The organism is uncultured Chryseobacterium sp., assembly GCF_936933875.1.
Taxonomy (GTDB): domain Bacteria; phylum Bacteroidota; class Bacteroidia; order Flavobacteriales; family Weeksellaceae; genus CAKZIK01.
This window is the reverse complement of sequence record NZ_CAKZIK010000030.1, coordinates 35,451-53,104: the sequence shown is the minus strand read 5'-3', so window position 1 is coordinate 53,104 and position 17,654 is coordinate 35,451. Positions and strand designations below refer to the sequence as shown.

General features: G+C 35.8%; 17 protein-coding genes. 10 read left to right on the top strand and 7 right to left on the bottom strand.

Translation table 11 applies throughout. From position 1 onward, the window contains the following. Positions 1 to 18 precede the first annotated feature (18 nt). Positions 19 to 447: a DUF4268 domain-containing protein gene (locus Q0252_RS05385; RefSeq protein WP_297984507.1), complete on the bottom strand. Its 429-nt coding sequence runs from the start codon at positions 445 to 447 to the stop codon at positions 19 to 21. 176 nt (positions 448 to 623) lie between these two features. Between Q0252_RS05385 and Q0252_RS05380 the strand changes: the two genes are divergently transcribed. The 6 genes from Q0252_RS05380 (at position 624) to Q0252_RS05355 (ending at position 6,380) form a co-directional block, all read left to right on the top strand. Further along, positions 624 to 1,316, top strand: a complete 693-nt coding sequence (locus tag Q0252_RS05380) for a phosphoadenylyl-sulfate reductase (protein WP_297984506.1) — start codon at positions 624 to 626, stop codon at positions 1,314 to 1,316. Between the two features lie 17 nt (positions 1,317 to 1,333). Continuing rightward, positions 1,334 to 2,242: a sulfate adenylyltransferase subunit CysD gene (gene cysD / locus Q0252_RS05375; protein WP_297984505.1), complete on the top strand. Its 909-nt coding sequence runs from the start codon at positions 1,334 to 1,336 to the stop codon at positions 2,240 to 2,242. A 73-nt stretch (positions 2,243 to 2,315) separates the two neighbouring features. Beyond that, entirely contained in the window at positions 2,316 to 3,557 is a 1,242-nt protein-coding gene (locus tag Q0252_RS05370; RefSeq protein ID WP_297984504.1) for a GTP-binding protein, read from the top strand. Positions 3,558 to 3,567: 10 nt separating this feature from the next. After that, positions 3,568 to 4,227: a DUF2490 domain-containing protein gene (locus Q0252_RS05365; RefSeq protein WP_297984503.1), complete on the top strand. Its 660-nt coding sequence runs from the start codon at positions 3,568 to 3,570 to the stop codon at positions 4,225 to 4,227. A gap of 6 nt (positions 4,228 to 4,233) precedes the next feature. Beyond that, a complete protein-coding gene (locus tag Q0252_RS05360; protein WP_297984502.1) occupies positions 4,234 to 5,757 on the top strand; it encodes a TSUP family transporter in 1,524 nt (507 codons plus the stop codon). Positions 5,758 to 6,188: 431 nt separating this feature from the next. After that, positions 6,189 to 6,380, top strand: a complete 192-nt coding sequence (locus Q0252_RS05355) for a cold-shock protein (RefSeq protein ID WP_124985582.1) — start codon at positions 6,189 to 6,191, stop codon at positions 6,378 to 6,380. Between the two features lie 478 nt (positions 6,381 to 6,858). Here the strand turns inward: Q0252_RS05355 and Q0252_RS05350 are convergent, their stop codons facing one another. From Q0252_RS05350 to priA, 5 genes are all read right to left on the bottom strand, one after another. After that, entirely contained in the window at positions 6,859 to 7,176 is a 318-nt protein-coding gene (locus tag Q0252_RS05350; RefSeq protein ID WP_297984501.1) for a type II toxin-antitoxin system RelE/ParE family toxin, read from the bottom strand. A 3-nt stretch (positions 7,177 to 7,179) separates the two neighbouring features. Beyond that, positions 7,180 to 7,413, bottom strand: coding sequence for a hypothetical protein (locus Q0252_RS05345; RefSeq protein WP_297984500.1), 234 nt, complete (start codon positions 7,411 to 7,413; stop codon positions 7,180 to 7,182). A gap of 156 nt (positions 7,414 to 7,569) precedes the next feature. Further along, positions 7,570 to 8,766 carry a glycine C-acetyltransferase gene (kbl, locus tag Q0252_RS05340; protein ID WP_297984499.1) on the bottom strand — a complete coding sequence of 399 codons (1,197 nt, stop codon included), beginning with the start codon at positions 8,764 to 8,766 and terminating at the stop codon, positions 7,570 to 7,572. Positions 8,767 to 8,933: 167 nt separating this feature from the next. Next, the gene (dacB, locus tag Q0252_RS05335; protein ID WP_297984498.1) at positions 8,934 to 10,391 is read right to left on the bottom strand and encodes a D-alanyl-D-alanine carboxypeptidase/D-alanyl-D-alanine-endopeptidase; all 1,458 of its coding nucleotides are present in this window, start codon (positions 10,389 to 10,391) and stop codon (positions 8,934 to 8,936) included. A gap of 152 nt (positions 10,392 to 10,543) precedes the next feature. Then, positions 10,544 to 12,991, bottom strand: a complete 2,448-nt coding sequence (gene priA, locus Q0252_RS05330) for a primosomal protein N' (RefSeq protein WP_297984497.1) — start codon at positions 12,989 to 12,991, stop codon at positions 10,544 to 10,546. Between the two features lie 163 nt (positions 12,992 to 13,154). On the opposite strand from priA, the gene Q0252_RS05325 reads away from it, so the two are divergent. From Q0252_RS05325 to Q0252_RS05315, 3 genes are all read left to right on the top strand, one after another. Then, positions 13,155 to 13,670 carry a hypothetical protein gene (locus Q0252_RS05325; RefSeq protein ID WP_297984496.1) on the top strand — a complete coding sequence of 172 codons (516 nt, stop codon included), beginning with the start codon at positions 13,155 to 13,157 and terminating at the stop codon, positions 13,668 to 13,670. A gap of 219 nt (positions 13,671 to 13,889) precedes the next feature. Beyond that, positions 13,890 to 14,468: a hypothetical protein gene (locus Q0252_RS05320; protein ID WP_297984495.1), complete on the top strand. Its 579-nt coding sequence runs from the start codon at positions 13,890 to 13,892 to the stop codon at positions 14,466 to 14,468. 15 nt (positions 14,469 to 14,483) lie between these two features. Then, the gene (locus Q0252_RS05315; protein WP_297984494.1) at positions 14,484 to 15,002 is read left to right on the top strand and encodes a DUF6705 family protein; all 519 of its coding nucleotides are present in this window, start codon (positions 14,484 to 14,486) and stop codon (positions 15,000 to 15,002) included. 48 nt (positions 15,003 to 15,050) lie between these two features. Here the strand turns inward: Q0252_RS05315 and Q0252_RS05310 are convergent, their stop codons facing one another. After that, positions 15,051 to 16,223: a proline dehydrogenase family protein gene (locus Q0252_RS05310; RefSeq protein ID WP_297984493.1), complete on the bottom strand. Its 1,173-nt coding sequence runs from the start codon at positions 16,221 to 16,223 to the stop codon at positions 15,051 to 15,053. 97 nt (positions 16,224 to 16,320) lie between these two features. Here Q0252_RS05310 and aroB point away from each other — a divergent pair, with 97 nt between their 5' ends. Beyond that, on the top strand, positions 16,321 to 17,361 hold the full coding sequence (aroB, locus tag Q0252_RS05305) for a 3-dehydroquinate synthase (protein WP_297984492.1): 1,041 nt from the start codon (positions 16,321 to 16,323) through the stop codon (positions 17,359 to 17,361). Positions 17,362 to 17,654 lie beyond the last annotated feature (293 nt).

Genomic DNA, 17,654 nt, shown 5'->3' with positions numbered 1-17,654 from the left:
CCAAATCCGCGAGAGACATCAAACATCCTTTATAAAATCCTCATACTCGTAAAAGAACCTTTCAAAACCATCCATTTTTTCGACAAAGAATTCGAAAATTTCCTGCCACGAATTTTTATTGAAGATCGAAACGTTTTCTTTTGTTACCCAAAATCTGGCAAACACTTTTCCGTTTTCAGCTTCGTAATATTCGTCTTTTACAAACTCCCCGATTTCATCTTTCAGCATATCTTCCAAAGACCAGATTTTTTCAAAATAGGCATTTCGGTACACTTCATCTTTCATTTCTATATCGAGGGAAACTTCGGCTTTCTTACTGTCTGCCGAAAACTTGAAAGAAAAATCCTTAATCTTAGTGTCGTACAGCAACCATTTCCTCGGAAAACTCTTTCCAAAGGCGGTCCAAAATTCTTGCTTAAATCGCTGTGCTTCCTCCTTGCTGAACATACGTAGATCCCGTTTATTTTAAAATTAAAGGCCATGCAAAACTTGGTTTTAGTTTGCGTTTACAAGATAACAAAAATCATGCTTTAATAGAATCCGGCAATCACAAAAAACGATGCTGTTATTTGGTTGACTGATTATTTTATCGGAAATTTGCACCTACCTAAAAAACACAGAAAATGTTATCACAGGAAGACATTTTACTTATCGAAAATCTTTCGTTTGAAGAAGGTTTGAAATTTATTACAGAAAAAATTTCTGGAGACGTAGTGTTCTCCACTTCTCTTGGACAGGAAGACCAGGTGATTACAGATGCCATCTTCAAAAATAATTTGCCAGTAAAAGTTTTTACGCTCGATACAGGACGCTTGTTTTATGAGCACTACGAACTTTTGGCAAAAAATAATGCCCGCTACAAAACCAAAACTCAAGTGTATTTTCCGGAAGCTTCCGATGTTGAAAAATATGTGAACGAAAAAGGAATCAACGCGTTTTATCAGTCGGTAGAAAACAGAAAAGAATGCTGCTTTATCCGCAAAGTAAAACCCTTAAACCGTGCTTTGGAAGGAGCAAAAGTTTGGATTACAGGATTGCGTTCCGACCAGTCTGAAAACCGCGAAGGCATGAAAATGGTGGAATGGGACGAAGAACGCCATTTATATAAGTACAATCCTTTAATTCACTGGACGTACAACGATGTTTTAAAATATATTGAAGAAAACAATGTTCAGGATTTACCGTTGCACAAACAGGGCTTCATCAGCGTAGGTTGTAAACCTTGTACAAGAGCGATTGTTGAAGGCGAAAATCCACGAGCCGGACGTTGGTATTGGGAAGAATCCCAAAAAGAATGCGGACTCCATTCTAAATAAAATTTAAAAAGAAAAACATGACACAATATCAGTTAGATTATTTAGAACAGCTGGAAGCAGAAAGCATCTTCATCATGCGTGAAGTTGCGGCGCAGTTCGAAAAGCCGGCTTTGCTGTTTAGTGGTGGTAAAGATTCCATCACATTGGTGCATTTGGCAATGAAAGCTTTTGCACCGATGAAAATTCCTTTTCCTTTGGTCCATATCGATACAGGGCACAACTTTCCTGAAGCTTTGGAATACCGCGATAATTTGGCAAAAACCATTGGTGCTGAATTGATTGTAAGAAAAGTAGAAGATACTATTCGCGAGAAAAAACTAACGGAACCGAAAGGGAAATTTGCTTCCAGAAACTGGCTTCAAACGCATACGCTTTTAGATACTATTGAAGAATTCAAATTTGATGCATGTATCGGAGGAGCCCGTCGCGACGAAGAAAAAGCACGTGCAAAAGAAAGATTTTTCTCTGTTCGTGATGAGTTCGGACAGTGGGAACCCAAATTGCAGCGCCCGGAATTGTGGAACATCTATAACGGAAGAATCCACAAAGGAGAAAATGTAAGGGTTTTCCCAATTTCCAACTGGACTGAGCTTGATGTTTGGAATTATTTAAAAAAAGAAAATATTCAGCTTCCATCGATTTATTTCGCACACAACCGCGATGTTATCGAACACGAAGGTCAGCTGATTGCCGTTTCGGATTTTATTACGATTGACGAAAACGATACAATTGTGAACAAAAAAGTGCGTTACAGAACCGTTGGAGACATGACCTGTACCGCAGCCGTGGAAAGTTCTGCAGAAACTTTGGACGATGTTGTGAAAGAAATCACCGCTTCCAGAATTTCCGAGCGTGGCGAAACCAGAATTGACGACAAAGTAACCGAAGCTGCAATGGAAGACCGTAAAAAAGGCGGCTATTTTTAAATCGTTGGATGACGGATACTGGAAGTCGAATGTTTCACCCAGCATCGAACATCTAACACCCAACAAATAATATATGGACATATTAAGATTTATCACTGCAGGAAGTGTTGACGACGGAAAAAGTACTTTAATCGGAAGATTATTGTACGACAGCAAAAGTATTTTGGTGGACCAGTTGGAAGCACTGGAGAAGCAGAGCAAAAATAAGAATGCAGACGGAATTGACCTTGCGATTCTTACCGACGGACTTCGTGCGGAAAGAGAACAGGGAATTACCATTGATGTTGCATACCGGTATTTTTCAACGCCGAAAAGAAAATTCATCATTGCAGATGCTCCCGGTCACGTTCAGTACACGAGAAATATGATTACGGGTGCTTCAAATTCGCAGTTAATTGTGATTTTGATTGATGCAAGACAGGGTGTTATCGAGCAAACCAGAAGACATTCGATTATTGCTTCACTCTTGAAGATGAAACATGTGGTAGTTGCCGTTAATAAGATGGATTTGGTAGATTATTCCGAAGAAGTTTTCAATAAAATTAAAGCAGATTACACCGAAGTTGCAGAACGTTTAGGTTTGAAAAATGTAGACTACTTCCCTATTTCGGCATTTCATGGCGATAATATCGTTGATAAATCTGAAAAAATGTCTTGGTTTGAAGGCGCTCCGCTTTTAGACTTTTTGGAAAATGTTGAAGTAAGAAACGATGTAGATTACGACAATGCGAGATTCCAGGTGCAGTATGTGATTCGTCCTCAGACAGATGAGTTGCACGATTACAGAGGTTACGCAGGCCAGATTATTTCCGGAACGTATAAAAAAGGGGATAAAATCACGATTCTTCCTCAAAATATTGAAACAACCATTTCTTTAGTAGAAACCGGCGGAAAGGAAGTTGACGAAGTTTTCGCTAAACAGCCTGCGGTTTTGCATATTGCAGAAGATATAGACATCAGTCGTGGAGATTATTTCGTGAAATCCGACAATCTTCCTCAAACCGAAAATGAATTTGAAGCATTGGTTTGTTGGCTCGACAAGCGCGAGTTGGTAGAAGGAAATAAATATTTTCTTCAGCACAAAAGCAAGTTGATTAAAGCCATTGTTCGTGAAATTGAGTATAAAATAGATGTGAACACTTTAGAACAAACTCCTGCAACGGATTCCGTAAAGCTGAACGAAATTGTAAAAGTTCGTTTGAAGACTGCTTCACCTTTGGTTTTTGATGCTTTTGAAAAAAATAATTCAACAGGAAGTGCGATTCTGGTTGATGAAACCAGCAACTCTACTGTTGGAGCCTGTATGATTCTTTAGAAAATTTCAGTTGAAAAAAGTTGCCTTTGTCCTGGCCTTTTTGGTAAGTTTTGCTTTGAGTGCACAGCATCAAAAAGGTTTTTCATTCGCTTTGCAGTTTCCGGTAAAACTCAGCGAGAAATTTGAACTGCATAATGATGGCGGAATTCGTCTGAGGGGCGACAATATGGAGGTTTACCAAATACTGTACAGAAGCGGTTTGCGGTATTATTTCAACAAAAAATATTCAACAGCTGCCGGATTTGCATTATTTTTTACGGATGGAAATCTAAGTTCGGATGAGAAAAAAATGGGCGCAGAGTTTCGCTTATGGGAAGAATTCATGTTTCAGAAAAGCTATCCTAAAGATAAAATTTTGCTGAGATTCCGAGGAGAACAGCGATTTTTTGACGATTACGGAAAGAAACAATCTTACGGCGCAGAAATATTAAGGCTTTTAACCCAATACACAAAAAAAATCTACGGAAATTGGAGTTTGCAGACTTCAAATGAGTATTTTTATCAGTTCAGAGCAAATTTTTCACAAATGGACCAGGACAGAATCATCGTGAACGCTGTCTATTCCAACGAAAAACATCACTGGGAACTGCGTACCGGATTTATGGAAGTCATTTATCCAAACAAAAAATACACTGATAATCTGATGTTGGGCATCAGCAAAAAATTATAATATTTTATGACGTCACAACCAAATCAAAATAATCTTCTTCCCGTTTTCATCAGCGCGGAACGTTTGAATATTTTGGTCATTGGCGGTGAAAAAGACGCACACGAAAGGCTTCAAAGCATTATTAACACTTTTTCGGTTAACAGTATTAAAATTATTTCGGATAAAATTTCGGAATCGATTAAAGAAACGGCTTCAGAGTATGATTTTATCGAAGCTGAAGAAAGAAAAATCAGTGCTGAAGATTTTCAACAGATTAATTTTGCTTTTGTCTGTGAAGGACGTTCAGATTTTAATGATTTAAAAAACTCGGCATCAAAAGCTTCTGCTTTTATTCATTTCAGTCATCATCCCGAACTCAGCGATTTCGACTGCGGAACTATTGTTGACAAAGGAAAACTGAAAATTGCTTTCGTTACCAACGACGTTGCTCCAAGTATTTCGGAGAGAATTAAAAACACTTTCAACGAAATTATTCCCGATGAAATTGATGAGCTTCTCGGAAATCTTTCGTGCGTAAAAGACAAATCCAAACGCGAATTCCGTGAGAAAGTTTCGGCCATCAATAAGTTTACAAAGGAAGTAAATAAGCTGGACGGTTATGTTGACCCTTATTCCGAGCTTGAAAACACCACTAAAATTGTAAAAGCAGCGCAGCTGAAATCCAATGTTTATCTTGGAGTTATTGGTGCTCTGATTATTTTCGGGCTTTTCTTTTTGACGATTTATGAGTTTAATCTTTTCCCGGATGTAAAATCTTTTCTGAATCAGGACGGCAAAATTTTCTACTGGATGCTTTTGGTGGGCTTTCTCGCAGAAATTGTTGCAGGTTCGATGGGAATGGGTTACGGCGTGATTTGTACCACTATTCTACTGTTGCTGAATGTTCCACCGCCAATTGTGAGTGCGAGTATTCACTCCGCGGAAAGTTTTACGACAGCTGCAGGAAGTATCAGTCATTTCAAGTTAAAAAACGTGAACATGAAGCTCGTGAAATCTTTGGCTCCATACGCAGTTGTTGGTGCAGTTATTGGCGCCCTTTTGCTGACATATCTTGGTGAACATTACGCTGCTATCGTAAAACCAATTATTTCGCTGTACACGCTTTATTTGGGAGCAAGAATTTTGAAAAAATCTCTGCAGAAAAAAGAAAACTTCAAAGCCAACAGAAAAAAATCAAACCTGAAAGTTTTAGGTTTAGCCGGAGGTTTCATCGATTCTTTTGCAGGTGGAGGTTGGGGTCCTTTGGTTACTGGTTCACTAATTAAAGACGGAAGAACACCGCGTTACGTCATAGGAAGTTCTACCCTTGCGAAATTTATTTTGACCATCACTTCCGCCATTACCTTTGTATTTACCATAGGAATTCATCACTGGAACATCATTCTCGGACTTTTATTGGGTGGAATTATTACCGCACCTTTCTCCGCAATGCTCACTTCCAGACTTCCTGTTAAGAAAATGACGATTGCCATTAGTATTCTCGTAATTGTGATGAGTTTAATTACGATTGGGAAGGCACTGTTGAAGTAGCGTTAGGATTTTTTTTAAACAATACACTTTTTGCCTGTAGTGGCTGTTGTCGAGTCAAAATAATATTTTGTGGGTAAATAATTACTGGGTCAAACGGTTTAAGTTTAAGTCAAATTGATTTTTAATGATAAATAACCTTTATTTAATTTATTTGCAAGAGTAATTTTATTTTAGTATATTTGCACTAATATCAGAGATGATATATTATAAGTTACAAACCAGAGTGTTTGATCTACTTTATTTTTAAATTTTTGGCGTAAAGCCAAACACTTCTTAAATTACTGTATTTTACCCCCTTTTGATTTTTACTTTCAATATATTCAATTTATTATTGATTTTAGTCTCATTTTATTAAACGTTAAATATCACACGTTAAGTTGATAAGAATATGAGAGTTTAAAATAATAAATTCTCTTATAAAAGTAATTATTATGCAAGAAGGTACAGTGAAATTTTTTAATGATTCAAAAGGTTTTGGATTTATTACAATTCAGGAAACAGGTAAAGAAATTTTTGTTCATACTTCAAATTTGATAGATGATATCAGAGAAGGTGATAAAGTTTCTTTCCATACAGAACAAGGTCAGAAAGGCTTGGCGGCTGTTAAAGTAAGAAGAATTTAATTATTAGTTTAAAGTCAATGGATTGTGGTTAAAAACCAATCAAATCCGAATGTGATTTTAAAGTATTTAAATAAACGCTGATTTCAAAAAGGAATTAGCGTTTATTATTTTGATATTCTATGTGTCTTGAATTGTATTCTGGCTAACGTTAAGTTTTCACTTTTATAATCAATTAGTTATACTTTAATGCGTTTTTACTATTTGATTATCAAAATTAGTAAAAAATAATCGTTAGCGGCTAAAAACAACTTCGTTTTCGAGTTGGGGAATTAGCGCTAACGGAAAACAGCTTCGCGAGGTCCGGACCTTTGATAACTGAAAGTTCAAAAAAGAACAAACCGTAGCAAAAATCTTTTCCATTTTTTAAAATTAAGAAAAACCTAAAAAATGGAAAAGTTTTTTGCCTGTATTTGCACTGAAATCTTAAAGAAAGTATTCAACTCCGCATCTTGCGAAACCGATGTTAGCAGAAGTGCCTTTATGAATTTAGCCTTTTTTCATCATTTATTTTTGCAGGATTTTGTCGAGCGTCAAAGACATCGTTAATTATGACTTCATTGTGAGATAACCTGTAAATAAGTTTGTAATTTCCGTTTACTAAATATCTATGATTTTCTTTTAGAGTTTCTAAATTGTGTTCAACTTGACCAGATTCGGGATTTAGTATGAGCTGCTTTGCTGCTTCAAGGATTTGCTTTCTAATTTTATGAGCAACTTTTTTATTCGCTTTTGCAGAATAATATTCAAAGATTTGCTTTAAGTTTCCAATTGCGAAGTCAGTCCAAACTATTTTCATAGATTACCAATTTGCAGAAATATTTTCCAAATCCTCTTGAGTTTTGAAATTTCCGTTTTTATAGTCTTGCTCTGAAATTTCAATTCTGGAAATTAATTCTTCAACAGAAAACTGTCGCAATTCTTCAGTTTCCTTTGATTTACGCAATATGTAGTTTTCAATTTTTTCAAAGAAATTTTCGTCCTGCATTTGAGCAAGATATGTAATCAAATTTAGTTTTCGAGTTTGCAAATCCATTTTTCTATATTTTATTCAAATATACAAATTTTGTTTTGTGCAGAATTTTTATGGCATTTCTGCTAACACTAAATATACGCAATATTTTTTCACCTAAACAATTACAAAAAAGCCCTCCATTTCTCAAAGGCTTTCTTTATATTTTTTTTGATTGAATTATTGAATTACACCCAATTCTTTACCCACTTTTTCGAACGCAGCAATGGCTTTGTCCAAATGTTCTCTGGTATGTGCAGCAGAAAGCTGAACACGAATTCTCGCTTTTCCTTTCGGAACTACAGGATAAAAGAATCCGATAACATAAATGCCTTCATCCATCAGTTTCTCAGCCATTTTTTGTGAAAGTGGCGCGTCGTACAACATCACCGGAACAATCGCAGCATCACCATCTGGAATATCAAAACCTTTGGCTTTCATCTGCGATCTGAAATACTCAGCATTTTCCATAACGCGGTCGCGAAGTGTGGTATCATCAGAAATCATATCAATCACCTTCATTGCAGCTCCCACAATTCCCGGAGCCAAAGAATTCGAGAACAAATAAGGTCTTGAACGCTGGCGAAGCATATCAATAATTTCCTTTTTCCCGGAAGTAAATCCGCCTAAAGCTCCACCTAAAGCTTTTCCAAGCGTTGAAGTGATGATATCAACCCTTCCCATTACTTCATTGGCTTCATGAGTTCCGCGTCCTGTTTTTCCGATAAATCCGGTTGCGTGAGAATCATCCACCATCACCAAAGCATCATATTTTTCAGCCAAATCGCAAACACCTTTCAAATCGGCAACAATTCCGTCCATGGAGAAAACGCCGTCCGTCACAATAATTCTGAAACGGTGATTTTGTGCTGATGCAGCTTTCAACTGCGCTTCCAGATCTTCCATATTATTGTTTTTGTAACGGTATCTCGCAGCTTTACACAAACGGACACCGTCGATAATGGAAGCGTGGTTCAGTTCATCAGAAATAATAGCATCTTCTTCCGTAAACAAAGGTTCGAAAACCCCACCATTTGCGTCGAAACAAGCTGCGTACAAAATCGTGTCTTCCATTCCCAAAAATTTGGAAACTTTCGCTTCCAGTTCTTTGTGGATATCCTGAGTTCCGCAGATAAAACGTACAGACGACATACCGTACCCGTGGCTTCCAATCATGTCCTGCGAAGCTTTCATTACTTCCGGATTGCTGCTTAATCCCAAATAATTATTGGCGCAGAAATTCAACAGTTTTTTTCCATTGGCCTCAATTTCTGCAGACTGTTGCGAGGTGATAATTCTTTCGCGTTTGTAAAGCCCGTCGTTATCAATGTTCTGAAGTTCCTGTTTTAAAGTTTCAAGATATTTTGCTGAAATCATATTTTTAATTTTTTCGATGGCTAATTTACTAAAAAAGCCCTCATTTCTGAAGGCTTCATGCTGTATTCTTTAATAAATTTCCGGGTTTGGCTTTGAAGTTCTTTTAATGTCTAAAAAAAACCTTCCAAATTGGTTGAAAGGTTTATATTATTTTGAAAGCTCATCTTTTATAAATCCATTGACGGATCCAAAAGCTCCTCCATTTTAGATTTAACCTGATCTACCGAACCTGCGTAATTATTTATCAGCAAAGAGAACACTAAAGTTTTACCGGTTCTGGTTTTGATGTAACCTGCCAAAGCTTTTGTTTTGCTTAACGTTCCGGTCTTCGCAAAAATTTGTCCATAAGAATTTCCGTAGAACATTTTCTTTAAAGTTCCTGTTTGTCCTGCTACAGGTAAAGATTCAAAGAAATCTTTGTAGTATGGTTCGTTCATTAAGTTCGTAAGGAATTTCACTTGTGCAATTGGCGTTACTAAATTACTTTTAGAAAGTCCGCTTCCGTCCATATACCTTAAACCGTTCATATCGAAGTTTTTCGAGCGAAGGTGTTCTGTTACCACCATTCTTCCACTTTCCAAAGATTGGTCACCTCCTTTCTGGAAACCTACCATTCTTAAAATCGCTTCTGCGAGAGCATTATCGCTTCTTTGGTTCGTGTCGTACACGATTTCTTTTAGCGTAGGAGATTTATAGTTGGTAATGGTTGTTCTTTTTTCCGGAGTAGGATCTTCCAGTTTGGTCACTACTTTTCCAACTACAGGAATTCCACTTTTGATCAAGCTGTTTCTCATATAATTAGCAAGGTAAGCAGGTGCATCAGGAATTTTTGTCATTACAGAACCACCACTAAATTTATCAGCGAAAACTAATTTTTTTACATACGGAGAAATGTAAAAGTACCTTTTTGATTCTTCGAAAGGATTGGCCTGCTTTGCGATCAACTGCTCGTTTCTGGGATCAATATTCAATGTTGTGCCAACAGGAAGATAGTAATTGTTGTGCTCCATCCATACAATATTTTCCGGAAGAGAAGCTACTTTATTTTCCTTGAAAACCCCTGTTTGGATCACTATATCACCGTTAACTTTTTTGATTCCTTTATCAGCCAACGCATAAATAAAGTCAGAAGCAATTGCAGCGTAAGACGAAGCTCCGGCTTTCCCGGTTCCCAAAGAGGGGTCGCCGCTTCCTACGATATAAATATTGCCGTTAAGGTTTCCATCAGCATCTATGTCTCCGGAATATTCTAACTGCGTAATCCAGCGAAATTTCGGTCCCAAAATGGAGACTGCTGTTTCTGTAGTTAAAAGTTTTGTAGTAGAGGCGGGAACGAAAGAGCTGGTTTCGTTATAGGAATTAAGAACTTTTTTGGTTTTTGGGTCGTAAATAACGAATCCCCAATGTGCATTTCTAAGAACCGGGTCGCTCATCAAACGGTTGATGTTAACGTCAATCTGCTCTTTTGCACTTAATAATACTTTTTCAGGTTCTGCTGTGGTAGCTTTTGCACTTTGGTTTTCATACATCTGAGGATAATGTGAAACCGAGGCTGAACCTTGTCCAAATGCAATTGCAGAAACCGCAACGGCAATTGGAGCAAATATATTTTTAAGTCTAATCATTTAATTTTATTTATTTGATTATCTGTAAACTCTTTTGTTAAATTTTGGAAATTGTCTCGCACAAACATATTCCAAACGGTCAAAAATATAAATTATTGTTGAAAGTCAATACTTTAGAAACGCTAAAACACCCTAATTTCTGTTAAAATTTGTTAAAAATCAACAAAAATCAGTTTTTTGATGGAGTGATAGGCTGTAATCTCATCAAATTCCTCCAAACTTTTTGTTATAAGATTTTTGTATTCCGTATAGTTTTTTCCACGCGGAAGCTTCAATAAAATCTGATACTGATAAAGCAAATTCAACTTTCCAATCGGAGATTTTTCGGGACCAAGAACGCATTCTTCCGGAAGGTATTTTCGAAGAACCGAACCCATAAATTGCGACGCTCTGTCCACTTTATCTTCTTTGCGGTGTTTCAGTTCAATCAAAATTAATTTCACGAAAGGCGGATAATGAAATTTCTGCCGTTCATCAAGGAAATGCTGATAAATTTTTTCGTGATTATTTTCCTGAATGAGTTTAAAAACCGAATGCTCCGGATTGTAAGTTTGAATTAACACTTTTCCTTCTCCTGAAGTTCTTCCGGCTCTACCCGAAACCTGCGTAATGAGCTGAAAAGCTCTTTCTTCTGCCCGAAAATCCTGAACATACAGCATTGAATCAGCTTTGGGAATGGCAACCAGTTCAATATGGTCGAAATCCAGACCTTTTGAAATCATCTGAGTTCCAACAACAATATCGGTTTCGCCTTCTTCAATTTTTTCGTAGAGCTTTTCGTAGGCAAATTTTTTGCGCATCGAATCCACATCCATTCTGTCGGCTTCCGCTTCCGGGAAAAGTTTGGAAATTTCTTCGTGAATCTGCTCTACACCAACACCGCGCTCATTCAAATTTTCCGAATGACATTTCGGACAGTGTTTAGGTTTAGCAGCTCTTTGTCCACAATAATGACATTTCATTTCGTTAGAAAATTTGTGGTACGTCATCACCACATCGCAATTCGAGCAGTACTGAACATAGCCGCAACTTTCACATTCTACCACATTGGCGTAACCGCGGCGATTGTGAAGAATGATGGTCTGTTTTTTGTTTTCAATCTGTCTTCTGATATTGTCGAGTATTTCTGCAGAAAAATTTCCGCTTACTTTTTTAGAATTCTGCGCTTCTTTAAAATCAATTAAACTGAATTTCGGGAGCTGAACATTTCCAAATCTTTCACCCAGAAAAACATATTTAAGTTTATCGTTCTTCGCCTGAAAATAAGATTCTACAGACGGTGTTGCAGAACCCAAAACCGCATTGGCTTGATACAGCTGCGCCAAAACCAGTGCCGAATCTTTCGCATTGAAATATGGAGCAACTTCGCGCGGTTTGTAGCCGGAATCGTGTTCTTCATCAACAATAATCAGACCTAAATTTTGGTAAGGAAGAAATAAAGCATTTCGAGTTCCAATCAGTATTTGGATTTCGTTGTTTTTGATGCGTCGCCAAACTTCTACCCTTTCAAAATCCGTGAGTTTCTGATGATAAAAACCCAGCTGTTTTCCATATTTTTTTTCGAGTCTTTGCGTAATTTGTTTCGTGAGAGAAATTTCGGGAAGCAAAAACAGAACATTCTTTCCTGATGCGATGGTTTCTTCAATTTTTTCGAGATAAATATGCGTTTTTCCGGAAGAAGTTACGCCGTGAAGCAACACATTTTTCCCTTCTGCAAAAGCATCATCAATTTCTTTCTTCGCCTGAAGCTGAATTTCCGAAAGCTGCTCCAGTTCTTCTGTTTCGCCTTCATACATTTCAAGTCGGTCTTTCTGAAGATAATATTCCTGCACAAAACCTTTTTCCAACAAAGATTTCAGTTGCGTATTTGCAAAATTTCCGGCATCAAAAATTTCGGATTTGCGGATGGGTTTTTCGGGATTTTCGGTCTCTTTTTCAATCAAAAGAAGCAATAATTCTTGTTGCTTTGGCGCTTTCCTTAAGCTTAAAAGAACTTCGGGCAAATTATTAATTATTAATTTTTCATTATTAATTCGCAAATACGCAATTTCTTTCGCTTTATATTTTTCTGCAATTTTTTCATCCACTTCAATGTACTGCAAATCAATTAACGCATTAATGGTTTTTACAATATCTTTTTTCGGGATAAAGGCTTCAATCTCCGTTAAATTAATCATTTGCCGCACTTCCAAAGCCTGAATGAGATACATTTCGTTCACATCCAGATTTTCGAAATCTACGGTAACATTGGGTTTTAATTTTAAATACGTTTCGCTCTCCAGTTTTAAAGAACCCGGAAAAGCAAAACGGTAAATTTCGCCCAAATTACAGAGATAATAAGAAGAAAGCCAGTTCCAGAATTCAATCTGTTCTTTGGGTAAAATCGGGAAATCGTCGAGAAGACTGATAATTTCTTTGGGTTTGAAATTTTCCGGCGCCAAATCATGAATTCCGGCTACAATTCCCGTATAAATTTTTTTTCCGCGAAACGACACCAAAACACGCATCCCGACCTGAATCTGCGGCAGCAATTCAACCGGTACTTTGTAGGTAAAAGTTCCTTTAAGATTAAGCGGGAGGATAATTTCGGCGAACTGCATTAGAGATTCAAAAGTAGAGAAAAAGTAAGGGTTTTGCAAACGGGAGATTTAATTCCTATTTTTTTAAAAAATTTTGTGAACTAAAAAAAAAAAAATTATATCTTCCTGAAATAATAATTTAGCAATAATTGAAATAAATTACTAACCTTTAAATTGTGCGCATATGATGAAAAAGCTATTTCTGGGGTTTCTCACTTTTCTATTGTTTTATGCATGTAGAAATGAAGAAACATTTACAAACTATGAAACTAAAAAACAAGAACTTATTTCTAAATCCTTATGGAAGGAAGATATAGTTTACATTAAAAATGTGAAAAACGTTTTTGAATTGAATTTTAATGTTGAAAAATTTAACCAAAATTTTGGAGAAGTTGAATGGAGTTACGCAATGTCTTTCGGAAACTTTGACGAAACCTTTTTGAGAGTTCCAATAATTAATGACCAAAAAGTTGTTAGTATAATGCAGGCTGTACGAAATAAAGAACGAGATAAAGTTTATTTCAGTCATACTGAAGATAAAGAATCTCTCATTTTTTTTCAAAATTTAATTTTCTCAAAAAGAGACTTGAAGCCCCTAAAAGATTCTGCTTACCCCAATTCAAATCCTACTTCAAGAGCTTATTGGAATGCTATAAAAACCTGCACATCTAGAAAATTGGAGATTGGCTGTGTTTATTAAACTGGTTCTGTTGTTGACTGCACACCGCTATACAGTACAACAACAACTTGTACTACTACTTATGTTTACGTTGACGATTACTCTGACTCTAATGATGGAATCAATCCACCTGATGGTTATAATTATGATGGTACAAGACCTAAAATAACTGATGATGAAACAGTAACACCCTGTGATAAAATTAAAAAATTTGGAGATAATCAAAAAACAAAAAATTTAATGTCTACACTTAAAGGTGAAACAAAAAGTGACAGAGAAAAAGGCTATGCATTAAAAGATAATTCTGGAAACTTAAGCGAATCCTATTTTGAAGGGATTCCTGGTGAAAACTTTTTGGATGTAGATGTTTCAGGTGGTGTAAACGCAATAATACATTCACATTATACAGGCCTCCTCTCAATATTTTCTCCTGATGATATTTTTGTTATGGCAGCAGCTTATAAAGGAGGTTATATAAAAGACACAAACAATTTTGTTCTTGGTGTTGTTACTGACTCTGGAACGCAATATTATATGGTTATCGATGATATTAATAAATTTAGTAGTTTTACAAACGGACTTTTTAATGGTTCCAGTTTTGATAATATTAGTTTAAATGTATATTCTGACTTTTATAAAAAAATTGCAAAAATTAATAGTGCAAACCATGCCATAATAAACGAATACAATTTTTTAAACTACCTTGATATAAATAATACAGGACTCAAAGTTCTAAAAGGTTCAGAAAATATGGAAGAATGGTCTGCCATTAAAAAAGGAGACAATAAAAATGAAATTATAGAAGAAAAATGTCCTTAAAATTTAATTAATATAATGAAAAATATACTAACTACAATTATCTTATTTTTTAGTTTTAGCTGTTCAGCTCAATATGGTAAAGAATTTAACAATGGAGATAATTATCTTAACAATAGTTTAAACAAATTTGTAGGAACGTGGAAGTACAGTGATGCTAATCAATCTTTAACAATCATTTTGAAGAAAGAGAATATAAAACTCCCTATTGAAAACGATGTTAGAGCAGATGCAATAATTGGCTTTCATAAATTTGTTAAAAATGGCAATATAATTGAGGATAATACAATGTATTTTAACACAAATTATAGCGACAAAAAATTCTCACTCTTTGCTTTTGGTGATGAAAACGAAATTACTGAATTTGAAATCGGCCTTACAAGCCAATCAACAAATAAAAATGTTGATGTAAAAATACAATATATAGATTCAACACACATAAAAATAATTTCAATAAAAAACACACCAGGACTAAAACTTAAACCGTTTGACCCAGTAATTATTTATCCTCAAAATATCATTCTGACCAAACAATAGAAATTTCTAAAAACAAAAAAGTCCCGAATTCCTCGGGACTTTCTATTTCTAAGCGTTTCTTCTGCGTTTCAGTTCTTTTTGTATTAACCCTAATTCCCTTCCGGTTTGTCCGGCAACGGAAGTATTTTCCATTGCGCGTCTTGTAAGGTAAGGAACCACTTCTTCCACCGTTCCATACGGAAGATACTTGGATGCGTTATATTTTTGTTCGCCCAAATAATATGTGATATTGTCGCTCATTCCGTACAATTGCCCGAAATGAATATTGTTGTAATCATTCGGTAAACCTTTTTCCAACATTTTCTTCATCACAATTTGTGTAGAATTTTCGTTGTGTGTTCCGAAGAAAGCCGAAACTTTATCCAGATTTGCCATCACAAAATCGATGGCTGCATTATAATTTTGGTCTGTTGCTTCTTTCGTGGGCTGAATTGGGTCTGCGTAACCTTTCTCTTCTGCTCTCGCTCTCTCCTTTTCCATGTATGCGCCGCGAACAAATTTGTAACCCAAAAAGTAATTTCCGTTTTTGGCTCTTTCCAAATCTTCCGCCAAATATTCAAGACGGCCGGTTCTGTACATTTGAACGGTATTCCAAATCACCGCTTTTTCTTTATTGTATTTCGCCATCATTTCGTTCACCAAATTATCCGCTGCGCCTTGCATCCAGGTTTCTTCTGCATCCACCATCAAAACCACATTTCTTTCGTAAGATTCTTTACAAACGCCTTCAAAACGGGCAACAACTTTATTCCATTCTAATTTTTCGGCATCCGTTAAAAATTCCGGATTATTGCCGACTTTATCATATAAATCGATTCTACCGAAGCCTGTGGGTTTAAAAACCACAAACGGAATCGCCGGATTTCCCTGTGCGAATTTGATGTTCTGCAGAATTTCTTCATAAGTTTCATCAAAATCAGCCTCCTTTTCAATTCCTTCTTTCGAATAATCGAAAATACTTCCGATGTGATGTTTGAATAGCATTTTTACAACTTCCATACTTTTTTCACGGGTTTCGCCACCTACAAACTGTTCGAACAAAGTATTTCTCACAATTCCTTCCACAAACGGAAGTTTATTTTCTATACTGAAATTAAGGGCTTTTACGCCTAAACCCGTTAAACCGGGATACTGAATCATGGTGAACATCCATTTTGCTTTCTCGAGCTGTTTGGTTGTTTTATCGGCAAAAGCAATTTTGGTATCGTTGAAAATCGACATTATATGTTGTAATTTTTAAGTTGCACAAATTTAACAATCCCCTGCGAATTGATAAAACGAAATTTTAAGTTTAATTTTGTCTTAAATTTCAAAGAATATGATTAGTGTTTTAGACCAGAATTTTTCTCAGCTCAATAATTTTATTAATGAATTAAAGCCGTCCAAGCTTTTTATTTTGGTTGATGAGAATACGCATGAACACTGTCTTCCAACACTTTTAGCAAATTTAGAAACCGAAATACCTTTCGAAATTATAGAAATTGAAGCCGGAGAAGAACTAAAAACCATTGAAACCGCTACACAACTTTGGGAAATTTTGTCCGAATTTCAAACTGACAGAAAAGCTTTGATAATGAATCTTGGTGGCGGCGTGATTACAGATTTGGGTGGATTTGTAGCTTCTACTTATAAAAGAGGAATTAAATTCATCAATCTTCCGACAACGCTTTTGGGCATGTGCGATGCTTCAATTGGTGGCAAAACCGGTATCGACCATCAATTTCTAAAAAATATTGTGGGAACTTTCGCACAACCTGACCAGATTTTTGTTTATCCTGAATTTTTAAAGACACTTTCCTTTGAAGAATTACGAAGCGGATTTGCCGAAATGTTGAAACATGGACTTATCGCTGATGAAAAACATTGGAACGATTTAATTTCCATTGAAGAATTAACTCCCGAAAATATTGCTCCTTATATAGAAAGGTCGATGCAGATTAAGCAACACGTCGTGGCAGTTGATTTCAAAGAACAGAACATCCGTAAAACGTTGAACTTCGGACATACGATTGGTCATGCCATTGAAAGTTTATTTCTGCAGAAAGGAGAACTCATTCCACACGGGGAAGCTGTAGCTTTGGGAATGATTGGTGAAACACATCTTTCCTTCCTTGAAAATTTAATTTCGAAGGAGGTCTCAGAAAATATTATTCAAAATATCCGAAAATTCTATCCTTATATTAGTATTGATTCTTTTTCCACAGAAGATATTCTGAGTTTAATGCAGAACGATAAGAAGAATTCTGATGGAAAAATTAGTTTCTCTTTGCTTGAAGGCATTGGAAAATGCAATTTCGACTACGCTACAAGCGATATAAATATTCGTACTGCATTACATTATTATCAAAACTTGGCTTAAAAATCCACTTTTATCATTTTTTAAGCCATTCTAATCTTCTTCATTCTAATTTTTTTAAACTGATTTTTTCATGTTGATTATCTGTTATTTACATATTATAATATTTAAACCATCGTTTAATTTTTCAAATAAAAACAGATTTTGGCATAGGGTTTGCAAAATCTTTGGCGTAAAACAAAATTAAAATTTGCAATGATAATGAGGCTTTATGAGAATTGTATAAGTAAAAATTGAAATTATATAACTCAGAATTCCAAATTATTAAATTCGCAAATAAAATTTAAAAAAATTGT